15 protein-coding genes are annotated in these 15,105 nt (G+C 56.7%); 9 read left to right on the top strand and 6 right to left on the bottom strand.

All coding sequences use genetic code 11. The features are described 5' to 3' along the window. Nucleotides 1-5: 5 nt before the first annotated feature. The 3 genes from pgaB to pgaD are packed head-to-tail and all read left to right on the top strand — an operon-like array spanning nucleotide 6 to nucleotide 3,798. Nucleotides 6-2,021 (top strand): poly-beta-1,6-N-acetyl-D-glucosamine N-deacetylase PgaB, encoded by a 2,016-nt coding sequence (gene pgaB / locus BMF08_RS16920; protein WP_072568699.1) that lies wholly within the window; start codon nucleotides 6-8, stop codon nucleotides 2,019-2,021. Then, on the top strand, nucleotides 2,018-3,352 hold the full coding sequence (gene pgaC / locus BMF08_RS16915; protein ID WP_072568698.1) for a poly-beta-1,6-N-acetyl-D-glucosamine synthase: 1,335 nt from the start codon (nucleotides 2,018-2,020) through the stop codon (nucleotides 3,350-3,352). Before pgaB ends, pgaC begins: the two co-directional genes overlap by 4 nt. Continuing rightward, nucleotides 3,349-3,798, top strand: a complete 450-nt coding sequence (pgaD, locus tag BMF08_RS16910; RefSeq protein ID WP_072568697.1) for a poly-beta-1,6-N-acetyl-D-glucosamine biosynthesis protein PgaD — start codon at nucleotides 3,349-3,351, stop codon at nucleotides 3,796-3,798. The genes pgaC and pgaD overlap by 4 nt, the downstream gene beginning before the upstream one ends. A 102-nt stretch (nucleotides 3,799-3,900) precedes the next feature. On the opposite strand, the gene BMF08_RS16905 is transcribed toward pgaD, so the two are convergent. Further along, nucleotides 3,901-5,604 (bottom strand): sigma-54-dependent Fis family transcriptional regulator, encoded by a 1,704-nt coding sequence (locus tag BMF08_RS16905; RefSeq protein WP_072568696.1) that lies wholly within the window; start codon nucleotides 5,602-5,604, stop codon nucleotides 3,901-3,903. Nucleotides 5,605-5,864: 260 nt separating this feature from the next. On the opposite strand from BMF08_RS16905, the gene exaC reads away from it, so the two are divergent. Then, nucleotides 5,865-7,385: an acetaldehyde dehydrogenase ExaC gene (gene exaC, locus BMF08_RS16900; RefSeq protein WP_072568695.1), complete on the top strand. Its 1,521-nt coding sequence runs from the start codon at nucleotides 5,865-5,867 to the stop codon at nucleotides 7,383-7,385. Nucleotides 7,386-7,493: 108 nt separating this feature from the next. Here the strand turns inward: exaC and gap are convergent, their stop codons facing one another. The 4 genes from gap to BMF08_RS16880 form a co-directional block, all read right to left on the bottom strand. Next, nucleotides 7,494-8,504 (bottom strand): type I glyceraldehyde-3-phosphate dehydrogenase, encoded by a 1,011-nt coding sequence (gene gap, locus BMF08_RS16895; protein WP_072568694.1) that lies wholly within the window; start codon nucleotides 8,502-8,504, stop codon nucleotides 7,494-7,496. 78 nt (nucleotides 8,505-8,582) lie between these two features. Further along, nucleotides 8,583-9,563, bottom strand: a complete 981-nt coding sequence (locus BMF08_RS16890; RefSeq protein ID WP_072568693.1) for a GlxA family transcriptional regulator — start codon at nucleotides 9,561-9,563, stop codon at nucleotides 8,583-8,585. A gap of 127 nt (nucleotides 9,564-9,690) precedes the next feature. Then, nucleotides 9,691-9,843, bottom strand: a complete 153-nt coding sequence (locus tag BMF08_RS16885; protein ID WP_072569463.1) for a Hok/Gef family protein — start codon at nucleotides 9,841-9,843, stop codon at nucleotides 9,691-9,693. Between the two features lie 301 nt (nucleotides 9,844-10,144). Continuing rightward, the gene (locus BMF08_RS16880; RefSeq protein WP_072569462.1) at nucleotides 10,145-10,297 is read right to left on the bottom strand and encodes a Hok/Gef family protein; all 153 of its coding nucleotides are present in this window, start codon (nucleotides 10,295-10,297) and stop codon (nucleotides 10,145-10,147) included. Between the two features lie 507 nt (nucleotides 10,298-10,804). On the opposite strand from BMF08_RS16880, the gene BMF08_RS16875 reads away from it, so the two are divergent. From BMF08_RS16875 to BMF08_RS16860, 4 genes are all read left to right on the top strand, one after another. Further along, complete coding sequence (locus BMF08_RS16875) at nucleotides 10,805-11,137, top strand: DUF1971 domain-containing protein (protein ID WP_072568692.1); 333 nt, start codon at nucleotides 10,805-10,807, stop codon at nucleotides 11,135-11,137. A 10-nt stretch (nucleotides 11,138-11,147) separates the two neighbouring features. After that, on the top strand, nucleotides 11,148-11,486 hold the full coding sequence (locus tag BMF08_RS16870; protein WP_072568691.1) for a DUF1869 domain-containing protein: 339 nt from the start codon (nucleotides 11,148-11,150) through the stop codon (nucleotides 11,484-11,486). Nucleotides 11,487-11,512: 26 nt separating this feature from the next. Continuing rightward, complete coding sequence (locus BMF08_RS16865; protein ID WP_072568690.1) at nucleotides 11,513-11,869, top strand: DUF1971 domain-containing protein; 357 nt, start codon at nucleotides 11,513-11,515, stop codon at nucleotides 11,867-11,869. Nucleotides 11,870-12,024: 155 nt separating this feature from the next. Then, a complete protein-coding gene (locus BMF08_RS16860) occupies nucleotides 12,025-13,563 on the top strand; it encodes a methyl-accepting chemotaxis protein (RefSeq protein ID WP_072568689.1) in 1,539 nt (512 codons plus the stop codon). A gap of 43 nt (nucleotides 13,564-13,606) precedes the next feature. Here BMF08_RS16860 and BMF08_RS16855 read toward each other — a convergent pair whose 3' ends face one another. After that, nucleotides 13,607-14,131, bottom strand: a complete 525-nt coding sequence (locus BMF08_RS16855; RefSeq protein ID WP_072568688.1) for a VOC family protein — start codon at nucleotides 14,129-14,131, stop codon at nucleotides 13,607-13,609. Between the two features lie 206 nt (nucleotides 14,132-14,337). Between BMF08_RS16855 and BMF08_RS16850 the strand changes: the two genes are divergently transcribed. Continuing rightward, nucleotides 14,338-15,084, top strand: coding sequence for a phage antirepressor KilAC domain-containing protein (locus BMF08_RS16850; protein WP_072568687.1), 747 nt, complete (start codon nucleotides 14,338-14,340; stop codon nucleotides 15,082-15,084). Nucleotides 15,085-15,105 lie beyond the last annotated feature (21 nt).

Genomic DNA, 15,105 nt, shown 5'->3' with positions numbered 1-15,105 from the left:
GTTTCATGTTTAGACGATGGCTGCACGCCGGGATCATTTTCGCGGGATTGCTGATGATCACCGCGTGCGGGAGCGCCGAGACGCCCCGCTATATTCCCCCCGCCGACCGGGTACCGCTTAATGCGGATCACGCCTGGCCGAAAAACAGTTTCCTCGTTCTGGGGTATCACGATGTGGAAGATGACGCCGCGGATCAGCGCTATCTGTCAGTGCGTACCAGCGCGCTGAACGATCAGCTGGCCTGGCTGCGTGACAACGGCTATCACCCGATCAGCGTACAGCAGATAGCGGATGCTCACGCCGGGAAGATCGTCCTGCCGGAAAAAGCGGTGCTGTTAACCTTCGATGACGGTTACAGCAGTTTTTACACCCGCGTCTGGCCGCTGCTGGAGCGCTATAAGTTCCCGGCGTTATGGGCGCCCGTCGGCAGCTGGGTGGACGCGCCAGCCAATCAGCCGGTGGATTTTGGCGGCCTGAAAACCGCGCGCGATAAGTTCGCCACCTGGGAGATGGTGCGCGAAGTCAGCAAGTCGCCTTTAGTGGAGATCGGCGCGCATACCTGGGCATCGCACTACGGCGTGCAGGCGAATCCACAGGGCAGTAAAGAACCGGCGGTGGCGAACCGGTTATATGACAAAAATACCGGGCAGTACGAAACCGATGCGCAGTATGAAGCGCGCATCAATGCCGATCTCGAACGCGTCACCAAAAAGATCGCCGAGGTGACCGGTAAGCCGCCGCGCGCCTGGGTCTGGCCTTACGGCGCGGCCAACGGCACGACGCTGAAACTGGCGCGCCAGCATGGTTATCAGATGGCCTTTACCCTGAACCCTGGCCTTGCCAATGCCGCCAGTCTCGACGATGTGCCGCGCATTCTGATCTCTGATAACCCGTCGCTGCGTAACTTTGCCAGCCAGGTCGCGCAGGTGCGCGAGGAGCAGACAATGCGCGTGATGCATATCGATCTGGATTATGTCTATGACAAGGATCCGGTGCAGCAGCGCAAGAACATCGACAAGCTGATCCAGCGCGTTTACGACATGCGCATCTCCCACGTCTTTTTGCAGGCGTACGCCGATCCCGAGGGTGATGGCAATATTCGTGAGCTCTATTTCCCTAACCGCTGGCTGCCGATGCGCGCTGATCTGTTCAACTTTATCGCCTGGCAATTGCAGACCCGTGGCGGGGTGAACGTTTATGCCTGGATGCCGGTGCTGGCCTTCGATCTGGATGCCTCGGTGCCGCGCGTTGAGGCCTGGTCGCCGGAGAGCGGCCGGGCGGCGGTGGATCGTCAGCATTATGTGCGGCTGTCGCCCTGGAGCCCGGTGGCGCGCCAGCGCATTAAGGATATCTACGAGGATCTGGCCCGGCACGCCTCCTTCCACGGCATTTTGTTCCACGATGACGCCATGCTGACTGATTTCGAGGATGCGTCACCGGACGCGATGCGCGCCTATCAGGCCGCCGGATTCCCCGCCAGCATTGCGGAGATCCGCAGCAATCCGCAAACGATGGAGCGCTGGACGCGCTTCAAGAGCCGGGCGCTGATCGACTTCACGAAACAGCTGACGGAAACCGTGCGCGCCATCCGTGGCCCGCAGGTGAAAACCGCGCGCAATATCTACGCCATGCCGGTGCTCGATCCCGCCAGCGAAGCCTGGTTTGCGCAAAACCTGAACGATTTCCTCGGCGCGTACGACTGGACCGCGCCAATGGCGATGCCGCTGATGGAAAACGTGCCCGCCGGACAGGACGATGCCTGGCTCGACAGCCTTGTTAACCGCGTGGCGCAGATCCCCGGCGCGCTGGATAAAACCGTCTTTGAGCTGCAGGCCCGCGACTGGCGTAAAAGCGGCGAACATGCCGATATCAGCGGTGAACAGCTGGCTCACTGGATGCGTCAGCTGAAACTCAGCGGCGCAAAAAACTATGGCTATTACCCCGACGATTTCATTAACGATCACCCTGAAATGTCGGCAATACGCCCCACCTTTTCCTCTTACTGGTACCCGCAAAAATGACCGATCGCATCGTCGCGTTTCTGATCCTTTGCCTGATGTTCAGCTTCCCGCTGGGCGTGGCTGCCATTTTCACGGGTGAAGTGATCCTCAATTTCGTGTTTTTCTGGCCGCTGTTTATGTCCGCACTGTGGATCAGCGGCGGGCTGTATTTCTGGTTCTACCGCGAGCGGCACTGGCCCTGGGGGAAAGGGACGCCCGCGCCGGAACTGCCGGGCAACCCGCTGATCTCCATTCTTATCCCCTGTTATAACGAAGGGCTGAACGCGCGGGAAACCATCGAGGCGGCGCTGGCGCAGCGCTATCAGAACATCGAGGTGATCGCCATTAATGACGGTTCGAAAGATAACACCGGGGCGGTGCTGGATGGACTGGCGGAAGAGTTTCCGCGCCTGCGGGTGATCCATCTGGCGGAAAACCAGGGCAAGGCGGTGGCGCTACAGGCGGGCGCGGCGGCGGCAAACAGCGATTTCCTCGTCTGTATTGATGGCGATGCGCTGCTGGATCGCGACGCCGCGGCTTATCTGGTGACGCCGTTGCTGCTTTACCCGCGGGTCGGGGCGGTGACGGGCAATCCGCGCATCCGTACCCGCTCCACGCTGATTGGCCGCGTCCAGGTGGGGGAATTCACGTCGATCATCGGGCTTATCAAACGCACCCAGCGGATCTACGGTCAGGTGTTTACCGTCTCCGGCGTGATCGCCGCTTTCCGCCGCCGGGCGCTGGCGGAAGTGGGCTACTGGAGTCCGGACATGATCACCGAGGACATCGACATCAGCTGGAAGCTGCAACTGCGTCACTGGTCAGTATTTTTTGAGCCGCGGGCGCTGTGCTGGATCCTGATGCCGGAGACGCTGAAAGGCCTGTGGAAGCAGCGGTTGCGCTGGGCGCAGGGCGGCGCCGAAGTGTTTATCGTCAACATGCGTCGCCTGTGGGCCTGGGAATATCGCCGCATGTGGCCGCTGTTTCTGGAGTTTTGCTTATCGACGATTTGGGCCTTCGCCTATGCGATCAGCATTTTGCTGTTCCTCTTCGGCATGGTGCTGCCTATGCCGGATTCCTTACATGTTCAACATCTGTTTCCACCGGCGTTTACCGGGCTGATGCTCGGCGTGGTGTGTCTGTTGCAGTTTATGGTCAGTTTGCTGATTGAGCGGCGTTACGAAAAGGGCATTGCGGCGTCGCTGTTCTGGATCATCTGGTTCCCGGTGGTCTACTGGATGTTGAGTTTATTTACCACCCTGGTGGCTTTCCCTAAGGTCATGCTGGCGCGTAAGCGCAGCAGGGCACGCTGGGTCAGCCCGGATCGCGGTATCGGGAGAATTGAATCATGAATGAACCTCTGATTTTTACTGAACAGCGGGTCTTCCCGCGGGTGATGGACGCCGTGCTGACGCTGGTGGCCTGGCTGGGCTTTTCGTATCTGATCTATACCGGGCTGATGGTCGCGCTGGCGGAGTCGCCTGACAGCGGGGTGCGGCCTTTTTACAGCACTTACGGTACGGTGATGCTGTATATGGCTGTGGCATTACTGATCGGCGCCGTGCTGATTGGCTGGGCGAAATATAATCAGCACCGTTTTCGCGTCGAGCGCCGCCGCCGCCGTCCGGGGCTGGAAAAGCACGAAGTCGCCGCCAGTTTTTCCATCACGCCGGAACTGGCGCTGGAGTTGAGTAAGGCGCGGGTGCTGACGCTGGCGCATTACGATACCGGGGCGATTGACCGGGTGTATATGGCGAAACTGCTGGCGGATGAGCCGGAGTATGAGGTTCGGCGGTAGCGTGGTGCGGGATGCCGGGTGGCGGCTGCGCCTTACCCGGCCTGCGGGTCAGCGTTCATTTGTAGGCCCGGCAAGCCTGCGCCGCCGGGGGATGCGCCCCGGTTAAACCGGCTGGCGTTTTTCGCGGCGGCGATACAGAGTACTGCGCGAGATGCCTAATTTACGGGCGGCGAGACTCATGTTGCCCTGCGCTTCGGCAATGGCAAGCTCATCGCTATAAGCGGGTGCAGGCGTGCTTTCCGGCAGATCCGCCAGCCCAATGTGCTCACCATCATCAGCCAGCGCCATCAGCACCCGCAGCTGGCTTATCAGCTGGCGTACGTTGCCCGGCCATGGGCGCGCCGCCAGCTCACTGACCACCGCTTCGCTCAGCGTCAGCTGACGTTTTGCGGCCCCCAGTTCATTCCACAGCCTGAGGATAAAGGCTTCGCGGTCAGGCCACTCCCGTAGTGGCGGCATACGCAGGTGATATTCCTGAATGCGATAAAGCAGATCTTCGCGGAACGCCCCGGCTGCCGCGCGGGCAACCAGATCCTGATGTGTGGCGCAAATCAGCGCGAAATTCACGTCACGGCTGGTGCTGGCCCCGAGCGGGGTGACTTTTTTCTCCTGCAACACCCGCAGCAGCCGCGTTTGCAGCGTCAGTGGCATATCGCCGATCTCATCCAGAAACAGCACGCCGCCATTGGCCTCGCACAGCTTACCGCTGTAACCGCGCGGACTTGCGCCGGTAAAGGCGCCAGGCGCATAGCCGAACAGCTCGGATTCGATCAGATTTTCCGGCAGGGCGGCGCAGTTGATCGCCACAAACGGGCCAGTGCGCCACTGGCTGCTGGCGTGCAGCTCGCGGCTCAGATGTTCTTTGCCGCAGCCGGTTTCCCCGGTCACGCACAGGGCGATCCCGGCGTTCAGTACGCGCAGCGCTTTGGCTTTTTGCGGATCGACCACGGCCTGTGGCGCAGCGATGCCGCGTCCGGGATAACGGCGGGTGGGCGGCGTCTGGCGCAGGGTGTAATGCCGCTGGTTGCAGGCGACGGTGCGGGTGGTCCCGCCGGTCAGGGCGATCTGCGGCAGCAGTGTGCTGATGGCGGTGCTGCCAAAATGCGCCGGCAGCAGGGCGAACTCTTTCATTGCCAGGCTATTCGCGCCGAGCAGGACATTATCTTCAACGATAAACAGCAATTCCCCGGCGCTGCCGGGCAGGGCGGCATCCGCGTGCAGACTCAGCAGCCAGCGCTGTGTACCCGCGGCGCTGGTGGTCCAGGCGTGTTCGATCTGACAAACGGCGCGTCGCACAATTGCCGCCGCATCGGGGCGCGGTGCGTGGGCGGGCGTCGAGAGATCCAGCACTCCGGCGACCAGCCCATCCGGGCGGAACACCGGTGAGGCGGAGCAGAAAAGCCCGGCGTTACGGCTGAGGTAGTGCTCGCCGCCGGAGACTTCGCAGTGCTGTTGCAGCGCCAGCGCCGTGCCGATGGCGTTAGTGCCGCGGGCGTGCTCGCCCCACAAATTGCCGGGAGAAAGGGCATAGCGCTGGGCTTTATGCAGAAAATCGCTGTTGCCGTGCGTTTCCAGCACCAGCCCGCTGGCGTCGGAAAGCACCATTATCGACGGATGGCTGGCGAGTTCCGGATGCAGCCGCGCCAGCAGCGGATCCGCCAGGCGGCTGATCCAGGTGTTTTCCGCTCGCGCCTCTTTCAGCTGTCCGGATGCGACCCACGGCTGGCTGTCGTCGTCACGTTGCAGGCCATAATTCAGGCTGCGTTGCCAGGAGGCTTCCACCTGGCAGGGTACGGGTTGCGGCATCGCTGACTCCGGAAAAAGGAATGTTAAGAATGTGTAGCATAAAGGTGTCTCACGTGTAGCGACGTGCAACACACTTCCGCAACAGGTGTCTGGATCGGCGCACGGCGATATGAGAAGGAATAAGCGTATGTATTTAATAATTAATAAAAAAATAAACAGCAGTTCTTATGCCGCTGAACTGGCATAAGAACTGCTTATTCCATATTGTCCGCCACCGGCGAGACGCCTCACCCCTACTTATAAAAACAGAGGAACATCTTATGCTCTACGCTCATCCTGGCCTGAACGGCGCGAAAGTCTCGTTTAAAAAACGTTATGGCAACTATATTGGCGGCGAATTTGTCGATCCGGTCGAAGGGCGCTGGTTCGATAACACCACGCCGGTGACGGGTGAAGCTATCGCACAGTTTCCCCGTTCGGGCGCGGCGGATATTGAAAAAGCGCTGGACGCCGCTCATGCCGCCGCCGACGCCTGGGGTAAAACCAGCGCGCAGGAGCGCGCAAATGTGCTGCTGGCGATCGCCGATCGCATTGAGGAAAATCTGGAGCTGCTGGCGCTGACGGAGACCTGGGATAACGGCAAACCGATCCGCGAAACCCTGGGGGCGGATTTACCGCTGGCGGTGGATCATTTCCGCTATTTTGCCGGTTGTATCCGCGCCCAGGAGGGTACCGCGGCAGAAATCGACAGCACCACGGTCGCGTACCATATTTATGAACCGCTCGGCGTGGTCGGTCAGATCATTCCGTGGAACTTTCCGCTGCTCATGGCGGCGTGGAAACTCGGCCCGGCGCTGGCGGCGGGCAACTGCGTGGTGCTGAAACCGGCGGAGCAGACGCCGCTCGGCATCAGCGTGCTGATGGAACTGATTGGCGATCTGCTACCGAAAGGCGTGCTTAACGTGGTGCACGGTTTCGGTACCGAAGCGGGTGAGCCGCTGGCGCGCAGCAAGCGTATCGAGAAAATCGCTTTCACCGGATCCACCTCTATCGGGCGGCATATTCTCTCCTGTGCGGCGGAAAATATTATTCCCAGCACCGTTGAGCTGGGTGGGAAATCGCCGAATATTTTCTTTGAAGACATCATGAACGGCGACGCGGAGTTTATCGACAAAGCCGTTGAGGGCGCGGTGCTCGGCTTCTTCAACCAGGGAGAAGTCTGTACCTGTCCGTCGCGCGTGCTGGTGCAGGAGTCGATCTATCCGCAGTTTGTGGAGAAAGTCATCGCCCGCATGGAAACCATCCGCAAGGGCGATCCCTTTGATACGGACACCATGATCGGCGCGCAGGCTTCCCGCGAGCAGTACGACAAGATCCTCTCCTACATTGAGATCGCCAGGGAAGAGGGCGGCGAGATCATCACCGGCGGGGCGCATATCGATCATGGCGACACCCTGCAAAACGGCTTCTATATCCAGCCGACGCTGATCAAAGGCCACAACAGTATGCGCTGCTTCCAGGAGGAGATTTTTGGACCGGTGCTGGGTATTACGACCTTTAAGGATGAAGAAGAAGCGCTGCGCATTGCCAACGATACGGAGTACGGGCTGGGAGCGGGGTTGTGGACGCTGGATATTAACCGCGCGTGGCGTATGGGACGGGCGATCAAAGCCGGTCGTGTGTGGACCAACTGCTACCATCTGTATCCGGCGCATGCGGCCTTCGGCGGGTATAAAAATTCCGGCGTCGGACGTGAAACGCACAAAATGGCGCTGAGTCAGTATCAACAGATCAAAAACCTGCTGGTCAGCTACAGCGGAAAGCCGCTGGGCCTGTTTTAAAATCTAAATGCCCGGCGGCGCTGCGCTTGCCGGGCCTACATGAACGATGAACATTGTGGTGATGTAGGCCGGGTAAGGCGCAGCCGCCACCCGGCATTAACGTATCAATCACAACCCGCGTTTCGCCATCAACCGCGCCAGATCCACCAGCCGGTTCGAGAAGCCCCATTCGTTATCATACCAGGCGAGAATTTTCACCAGATTGCCGCCAATCACCAGCGTGGACAGCCCGTCGATAATGGATGAACGGGGATCGCCACGGTAATCGCTCGATACCAGCGGTTCGTCGCTGTAACCCAGAATACCTTGTAGCGGACCGGATGCGGCAGCCTCGCGGAAGGCGGCGTTCACTTCTTCAACGGTGACGTCGCGTTTCAGGGTGACGGTCAAATCGACAATGGACACCACCGGCACCGGAACGCGCAGCGAGTACCCGGTCAGGCGACCGTCCAGTTCAGGGATCACTTTGCCGAGGGCTTTCGCCGCGCCGCTGGAGTAAGGCACAATCGACTCTGCCGCTGCTCGTGCGCCGCGCAGATCTTTCTCCGGCTGATCGTGCAGCGCCTGGCTGTTGGTGTAAGCGTGGGTGGTATTCATCAGCCCGTGCTCGATACCAAAATGCTGATGTAAAACCTGGGCGGCAGGGGCGAGGCCGTTGGTGGTGCAGCTGCCATTGCTGACCACAAAGTGTTTTTCTGGATCGTAATTTTCGTGGTTAACGCCCAGCACCACGGTCAGGTCGTCGTTTTTCGCCGGGGCGGAGATGATCACGCGTTTCGCGCCGCCGTGGGTGATATGCACTTCGGCTTTTTCACGCTCGGTGAAGAAACCAGTGGCTTCAATCACTATCTCAACACCCACGCTGCTCCACGGAATGTTCGCCGGATCGCGCTCGGAGAAGACGCGGATGGAGTTTCCGTCTACTTTCAGCTCGCCTTCGCTGGCTTCCACCGGCGCGGCAAGGGTGCCAAGCAGGGTGTCGTATTTCAGCAGATGCGCGAGGGTTTTGCTGTCGGTGAGGTCGTTGATCGCCACGACCTGAATGTCGTCGCTACCCAGCGCGGCACGCAGCATATTGCGTCCGATCCTGCCGAAGCCATTAATACCGATCTTAACCATGATTGCCTCCTGTTATGCGGTTTCTGCATTCAGAGTAGGCCGGGTCAGGAGTGGCGTAAATGACAAAAATGGATCACATTACGCCAGATTGCGGCTGTGAAATCGCTGCCGGTATTCGCCGGGCGTCAGCTTGAGCTGCTTCTCGAAAATGCGGCGCAGATTGATGCTGGAGCCAAAGCCCGTGCTGATGGCGACCCGCTCCAGGGTGTCGCGGGTCTGCTCCAGCTGGTGGCGTGCTGCGGCCAGCCGCGCTTCCGCCACGAAGCGCGCGGGAGACACACCCGCGTCGCGGGTAAAGACACGGGTGAAATTGCGCGGGCTCATTGCCACCCGATCCGCCAGATTTTCAACGGATAAATCAGCAGAGAGGTTATTGAGGATCCAGCGTTGTAATTCACCTATCGGGCCGGGAAGATCGCAGTTTTGCAGCTGGAAACGGCTGAACTGCATCTGCCCGCCAGGGCGACGCAGATACATCACCAGATCCTGGGCCACTTCACGGGCGAGGGTAAATCCGTAATCATCCTCTACCAGCGCAAGCGTCAGATCAAACCCGGAACTCACGCCGCCGGAGGTCCAGATAGGGCCGTCCTGAACATAGAGTGGGCCGCTTTCCACTGCCACCAGTGGATAGCGGGATTTCATCTCCTCCAGCAGCTTCCAGTGTGTCGTGGCACGTCGTCCGTTCAGCAGGCCAGCCTGCGCCAGTAGCATCGCGCCGCCGCAAACAGACACTACCCGCCTGGCGTGCGGGGCGGCAAGACGTAGCCAGTCGACCACCGCCACGCCTTCATCTTCATTTGTGCCGCGCCCGGTGATCATAATGGTGTCGCGGAGCTCACGCGGATCGAGCTGCGGCAGACGATAATCCGCCAGCAGGTTCAACCCCGACTGCCCGTGGATCACCTGGTGCGGCTGAGTGGTGGCAATGGTGATCTGATAGCGCGGCGGCGCGTGCTGCTCTGCCTGCACGCGGTTGGCCTGCATCAGGATATCGGCGATACCGGCAGCTTCGAACAACATGCCGCCATCGGGAACAATAATCAAAAAAGTTTTCATGTCCTGAAAAGTACGCTGATAACAAAATAAGTCAATATGGGTATGGCTGGAAGAGAGAAAAGAAACGGGTGCATTGAGAATTCAACCCGGCAACCAGACACGCGGGGACTGAGCCCCCGCGTTCAGGCTACTTCTTCGGTTCGTAAGCGAGAACGGCCTTAAACTCCATACCACGCTCTTTGATGCTCAGTTCACAGAGTGAATCGCGCACCATCAGCGTGAATCCCAGCGCTGTCAAACACAGCACAATGATCGCCACCAGGGCGTACTTTGTCAGCATGTCTTGCCTCCGTGCGAAGAAGAGACTAACATCTGAATTGCTTAGGTTCATACGTTGGCCTCAGGTTGATTAACATCTCCTGGGGCTTTCGTCTTTCTGAACCTTGCAAATGCTCAAAGCCAGAAAGCCTCAAGCACCCACCCGCGATCCTACATGGCGATATTGTGAAAGCTATCACGATTGAAGGTCGTTATTTGCTTTTAGGAATATATAAAGGTGGGGCAGTAACAGAAAAGAAACGGGTGCATTGAGAATTCAACCCGGCAACCAGACACGCGGGGACTGAGCCCCCGCGTTCAGGCTACTTCTTCGGTTCGTAAGCGAGAACGGCCCTAAACTCCATACCACGCTCTTTGATGCTCAGTTCACAGAGTGAATCGCGCACCATCAGCGTGAATCCCAGCGCTGTCAAACACAGCACAATGATCGCCACCAGGGCGTACTTTGTCAGCATGTCTTGCCTCCGTGCGAAGAAGAGACTAACATCTGAATTGTCTAGGTTCATACGTTGGCCTCAGGTTGATTAACATCGCCTGGGGCTTTCGTCTTTCTGAACCTTGCAAATGCTCAAAGCCAGAAAGCCTCAAGCACCCACCGGCAGTTTACCTTCCCCCCACCAGAAATTTGTTACCTCCTGACCCTTCACCTTACTTTTAGGAATTCATCAAGTTTTTTGCGCGTAATTATTAAGGAGTAATATTTTTCTACTCAAGTTACTGGCTTGCCTTATTGCAATAGTTAATAAGGGGTATATAGCAGCATTTTATATTAATTATCCATTTATGCTCAGCGGCAGGACAAATGACAGCACGTGTTAATAAACGCTGTAAATATTTAACATTAAGAGCGGAAAATTATTTCTAAAAAGTAGTCCACAAATTATAAAACAGGTATATGATATGCAACATAAGGTTTTCCCCTCCCGTTAAGCCGCGCTTAACGAAATGAACGAGGTTGAAACATGCAACGTATCGTTATACCCGCTAATTATATTCACACCCGCAGTACGCCTTTCTGGACTAAAGAGACCGCACCTTCTTCTATCTGGCGTCGGCATCTGGATGCCGGAACGCGACAGGGCGTCTATCCCCGTCTGAGCGTGATGCGCGGCATTATTCGTTATTACGGTTACGCCGATGAAACCAGCCCGCAACCCATTGAGACGTTAACAATTAACGCCGGTGAGTTTGGGGTATTTCCGCCCGAGAAATGGCATAACATCGAAGCGCTAACCGATGACACCCTGTTCTGCGTGGATTTTTACGTCGATCCGCAAATTTTGATTGAAAGTTAAGGAAAGTATGATGGCACCTGATAATAAAGGCTATTCTTTAGCAGTGGAAAATCGCCGCAGTAAAGAGATTCAGGAAAAAATCTATCTCAAACCGATGGCGTTATATGTTCCGGATATTGCCGTGCAGGCGGTAACAGAATTGGTTGCAGGATTATCTGATAGCAAAGAAAACGATAAGGATTTTGTGCTGACTGTTACCAATAATAATAATGGCGTATCCGTGGATAAAGATTTTGACAGCATTGACGAACTCAGGGATCCCCTTGTTGTTGCTGATGCCGTTAAAGACCTGATTAATATCGTTCGTGGCTACGAGTCAGATGAAGAGACTAATGTTTGTGGCTGGTAACACGACTAAAATCGGAGGTTCCCGTTATGGCTTTACAAATTCCCGTTCATTTTCGTCACACCCGTTCCACCCCGTTCTGGACTAAAGAGACGGTGCCGCAGGCGCTGTTAACGCACCATAACACCAAAAAAGGCGTTTATGGCCGGTTATCCGTGATGCAGGGCGCGGTGAAGTACTATGGCTTCGCCAGCGAACATGACGCCACGCCGGAAATCGAAGTGGTTATCGAGGCCGGGCATTTTGGCATCAGCCCACCGGAATACTGGCATCACGTCGAACTGCTGACCGACGATACGTACTTTAATATTGATTTCTTTGCCGATCCGCAGGAAACGCTGGAAGGTAAGGGTATTGGTCAGGTAGTCAATACTCATCGCAGCTAAGTCCGGGGTAAAAGACGCAGGCCGGTCAGGGCGGACTGGTCTGTAAATCTCCTTATTTTTACTAAGTTAACCATACCATTTGCCGATAACTGCTGATGACGCTCTTCATTCTGAGGCGTTAGTTTTTACATAGCACTATTATGCAAGGGTATATCATGTCAGTAAGGCGTTTTTCAGTACTCGTTTTCACTTTTTTACTCTGTATTTTTCTCGCCAGCGCGGCCTCCAGTCTCTGGTCACTCACCCGTAGTAATCAGTCGCTTGATAATGTGAACAAGGAAATTCGTGTCGTCCTTTCCGTTATCGATCCTATTAACCACAGCCGCACGCTGCGGGTGCGTTTAATGGAGGCGATGATTAACGCGTCCCTGGGCGATAACCAGAAAGCGCAGGCGTCGCTGACCAGCGCGAATGAGACAATGCAAAAAGCGACAGCGGCGTTTAATAACTATCAGGCCGCGCCGCGCGTGGCTGGCGAAGAAGAATTCGCCGCGCCTTACCGTCTCGCCTGGCAGACCTATGTTGATGAGGGACTGCGCCCGCTGATGGACGCCGCAAGCCGCAACGATAGCGCTCGCTTTAATCAGCTGGTCAGCACCTCTATTCCGCAGCTCGATCGTCAGTTTGAAATTACGCTGGATAACCTGCTGGCGTTCCGCGAAAAATACGCTCAGCGTCTGAATAATGAAGCACAGAATCGCTTTATGAACAGCATGCTGACGATTGGTATTTTTGCGCTGGTATTTACGCTGATCATCGCTGCCATTTACGTCCTGCTGCGCCGCCGAGTGTTGTCGCCGCTGGACAGGGCGCGTCTGCACTGTCAGAAAATGGCGGCGGGCGAACTGCATGTCCCGGTGATTTCCCATGCACGGGATGAAATTGGTGACATGTTGTCGTCGCTGGATCAGATGCGTCTTGCGCTGGTGGAGATCATTGCCCAGGTGCGTCACTCCAGTCAGAGCGTGGCCCATGCAGCCGAAGAAATTGCCGCCGGGAATACCGATCTGTCGGCGCGTACTGAGGAACAGGCCGCGTCGCTGGGGCAGACGGCAGCCAGCATGGAACAGCTTACCTCAACGGTGAAACATACGTCAGAAAACACCCTCCAGGCTAACACGCTCGCCAGCAACATGCGCAGCGCCGCGCAGGAAGGCAACGCCATTGTTGAAGAAGCCGTGGTATCCATGAAGGAAATCGAATCCAGCTCCGGCAAAATCGACACCATCATTGGCATCATTGAAGACATCGCCTTCCAGACCAATATCCTGGCGCTTAACGCGGCGGTGGAAGCGGCCCGCGCAGGGGAGCAGGGGCGTGGTTTTGCGGTGGTGGCGAGTGAAGTGCGTAACCTGGCGCAGCGCTCATCCGTGGCGGCAAAAGAGATCAAAGAGCTTATTGAGCAATCTGGTAAGCAGGTACTGCTGGGCAGCGAACGCGTGACCAGCGCGGGGGCAAGCATGCAGCGTATTATTACCTCGGTGAGGCAGGTTTCCGAGCTGATGTCTGAAATTGCCCTGTCAACCGGCGAGCAAAGCCGCGGCATTGAGCAGATCAATCAGGCGGTGGCGCAGATGGATACGGTGACGCAACAAAACGCCGCGCTGGTGGAAGAGGCTTCTGCGGCCGCGCATTCTCTCCAGGAGCAGTCAAAAGTTCTGGAAGAAACCGTGGCCGTATTTAAACTCAACTGATCGCTTACAAAGAAAAATCCACGCAGCCGCGTGGATTTTTTATTTATGGTGCCGGGATCCAGCGCTGCTGCGTTGTGCCGTCGTCACAATTCACCCCGGCAGGCAGGGAAATCAGTTCGATTAACACGCCAAACGGCGTCATGCCAAACCAGGTCTGATTTCCCTGGCCTTCTTCCTGACCAAAGCAGTCTGAAGGCCCGTCGAACATCTTAGCCCCGTGGGCGCGCATCTGTACGCCCGCTTTCTGAATATCGTCGACGTATACGGAAAAATGATTAATACCCGGCAGGCCAGGATGTGCAGGGCGATCGTTGACCGCAGGCGCAGTCTGGAACAACTCAACATTGCTGCCATTTGCCAGGCGCAGCATCGACAGGCCAATCACGTTCATTTCAGGCGGAAAACCATTCAGAGGATTCATATTTTCACCTTCCACCCGTTTACTGTCATCCCCGGGCGGGATCATTCTGTACAGTACAGAAGCCCCCAGCGCGCCGATAAAAAATTGTTCTGCCTGGGCTAAATCAGAAACCGTGATGCCAATGTGTTCGATACCGCGAATAGACATTCTTTCTCCTGTGATGTGTTACCTGATTGATTAATCCACATATTTTAATCCTGGCAGAAAGGTGACCATTGTCACAGGCGACAGGAAATTTTCCTGAGGCCATTAATCTCAGGTGAACAAAAATAATACTGGATAAATACACAGCAATTGTTTATTATTTCCTCAGTTTGGTGGTTATTGTGTCAATGAAGTGAGTGGTGAACCCTATGATGATTTCTGTAGATACTCTCCAGGCGCAGAATCGGGCCGTGACAATGAGCAGCCGTGAGCTGGCGAAGTTGATGGGCGTTGCCCACACTGAAGTGAAGCGTATGGTCAAAAGCCTGGAAACCGCGCAACGTCTCTCATCGCCTGTCACGGGCAACCAGTACGAATCCGACGGTGAGATGCGCGAAGAGTTCTTGTTGAATAAACGGGACTCGCTGCTGACGGTGGCACGCATTTCTCCAGCCTATACCGCAGAGATGCTGGATCGCTGGCAGGAGCGTGAAAAAGACATCAGCCTGCCGGATTTCACTAATCCGGCTGCGGCGGCGCGTGCCTGGGCCGAACAGTATGAGCGGTGCCAGCGTGCGGAAAAGCAGCTTGAGCTATTTGCCCCTAAGGCGGCCTTTTTCGATGAGTTTGTGCAGGTAAATGAGTCGCTGGGTTTTCGTCAGCTGTGCAAAATGCTGAAGGCGAAAGAAGTGGATTTTCGTAATTTCCTGCTGGAGCGCAACATTATGATGCGCACCAACGGCACGCTGACGCCGCCGCTGCATCATATCCAGGCAGGCTATTTTACTCTGCATGGCGGTACCGGTGAGAACCGGCATACCTGGTCACAGGCGCGCTTTACGCAAAAAGGGGTGAAGTGGGTCGCGGATCTGTGGGCGAAGCATCTCGCCGCCCGTCCGATTGACACCCGGCCGCCTGAGCGTAAAGAGCTGGCGCAGGGGCCGGGCTGGTTTTAAGGCGCAGGACAAACGGCTGCA

It is taken from the genome of Enterobacter sp. SA187 (assembly GCF_001888805.2).
Classification (GTDB): Bacteria; Pseudomonadota; Gammaproteobacteria; order Enterobacterales; family Enterobacteriaceae; genus Enterobacter_D.
The sequence above is the reverse complement of the archived record's forward strand: the minus strand, read 5'-3'. Positions and strand labels throughout refer to the sequence as shown.

Bases quoted from the DNA above. Each gene is read 5' to 3' on its own strand.
- BMF08_RS16890 (WP_072568693.1), bottom strand. From the start codon at position 9,563: ATGAAAACTTTTTTGATTATTGTTCCCGATGGCGGCATGTTGTTCGAA.
- BMF08_RS16865 (WP_072568690.1), top strand. From the start codon at position 11,513: ATGGCTTTACAAATTCCCGTTCATTTTCGTCACACCCGTTCCACCCCG.
- BMF08_RS16880 (WP_072569462.1), bottom strand. From the start codon at position 10,297: ATGCTGACAAAGTACGCCCTGGTGGCGATCATTGTGCTGTGTTTGACA.
- BMF08_RS16860 (WP_072568689.1), top strand. From the start codon at position 12,025: ATGTCAGTAAGGCGTTTTTCAGTACTCGTTTTCACTTTTTTACTCTGT.
- BMF08_RS16855 (WP_072568688.1), bottom strand. From the start codon at position 14,131: ATGTCTATTCGCGGTATCGAACACATTGGCATCACGGTTTCTGATTTA.
- gap (WP_072568694.1), bottom strand. From the start codon at position 8,504: ATGGTTAAGATCGGTATTAATGGCTTCGGCAGGATCGGACGCAATATG.
- BMF08_RS16875 (WP_072568692.1), top strand. From the start codon at position 10,805: ATGCAACGTATCGTTATACCCGCTAATTATATTCACACCCGCAGTACG.
- pgaB (WP_072568699.1), top strand. From the start codon at position 6: ATGTTTAGACGATGGCTGCACGCCGGGATCATTTTCGCGGGATTGCTG.
- BMF08_RS16870 (WP_072568691.1), top strand. From the start codon at position 11,148: ATGGCACCTGATAATAAAGGCTATTCTTTAGCAGTGGAAAATCGCCGC.
- BMF08_RS16850 (WP_072568687.1), top strand. From the start codon at position 14,338: ATGATGATTTCTGTAGATACTCTCCAGGCGCAGAATCGGGCCGTGACA.
- pgaC (WP_072568698.1), top strand. From the start codon at position 2,018: ATGACCGATCGCATCGTCGCGTTTCTGATCCTTTGCCTGATGTTCAGC.
- BMF08_RS16905 (WP_072568696.1), bottom strand. From the start codon at position 5,604: ATGCCGCAACCCGTACCCTGCCAGGTGGAAGCCTCCTGGCAACGCAGC.
- BMF08_RS16885 (WP_072569463.1), bottom strand. From the start codon at position 9,843: ATGCTGACAAAGTACGCCCTGGTGGCGATCATTGTGCTGTGTTTGACA.
- pgaD (WP_072568697.1), top strand. From the start codon at position 3,349: ATGAATGAACCTCTGATTTTTACTGAACAGCGGGTCTTCCCGCGGGTG.
- exaC (WP_072568695.1), top strand. From the start codon at position 5,865: ATGCTCTACGCTCATCCTGGCCTGAACGGCGCGAAAGTCTCGTTTAAA.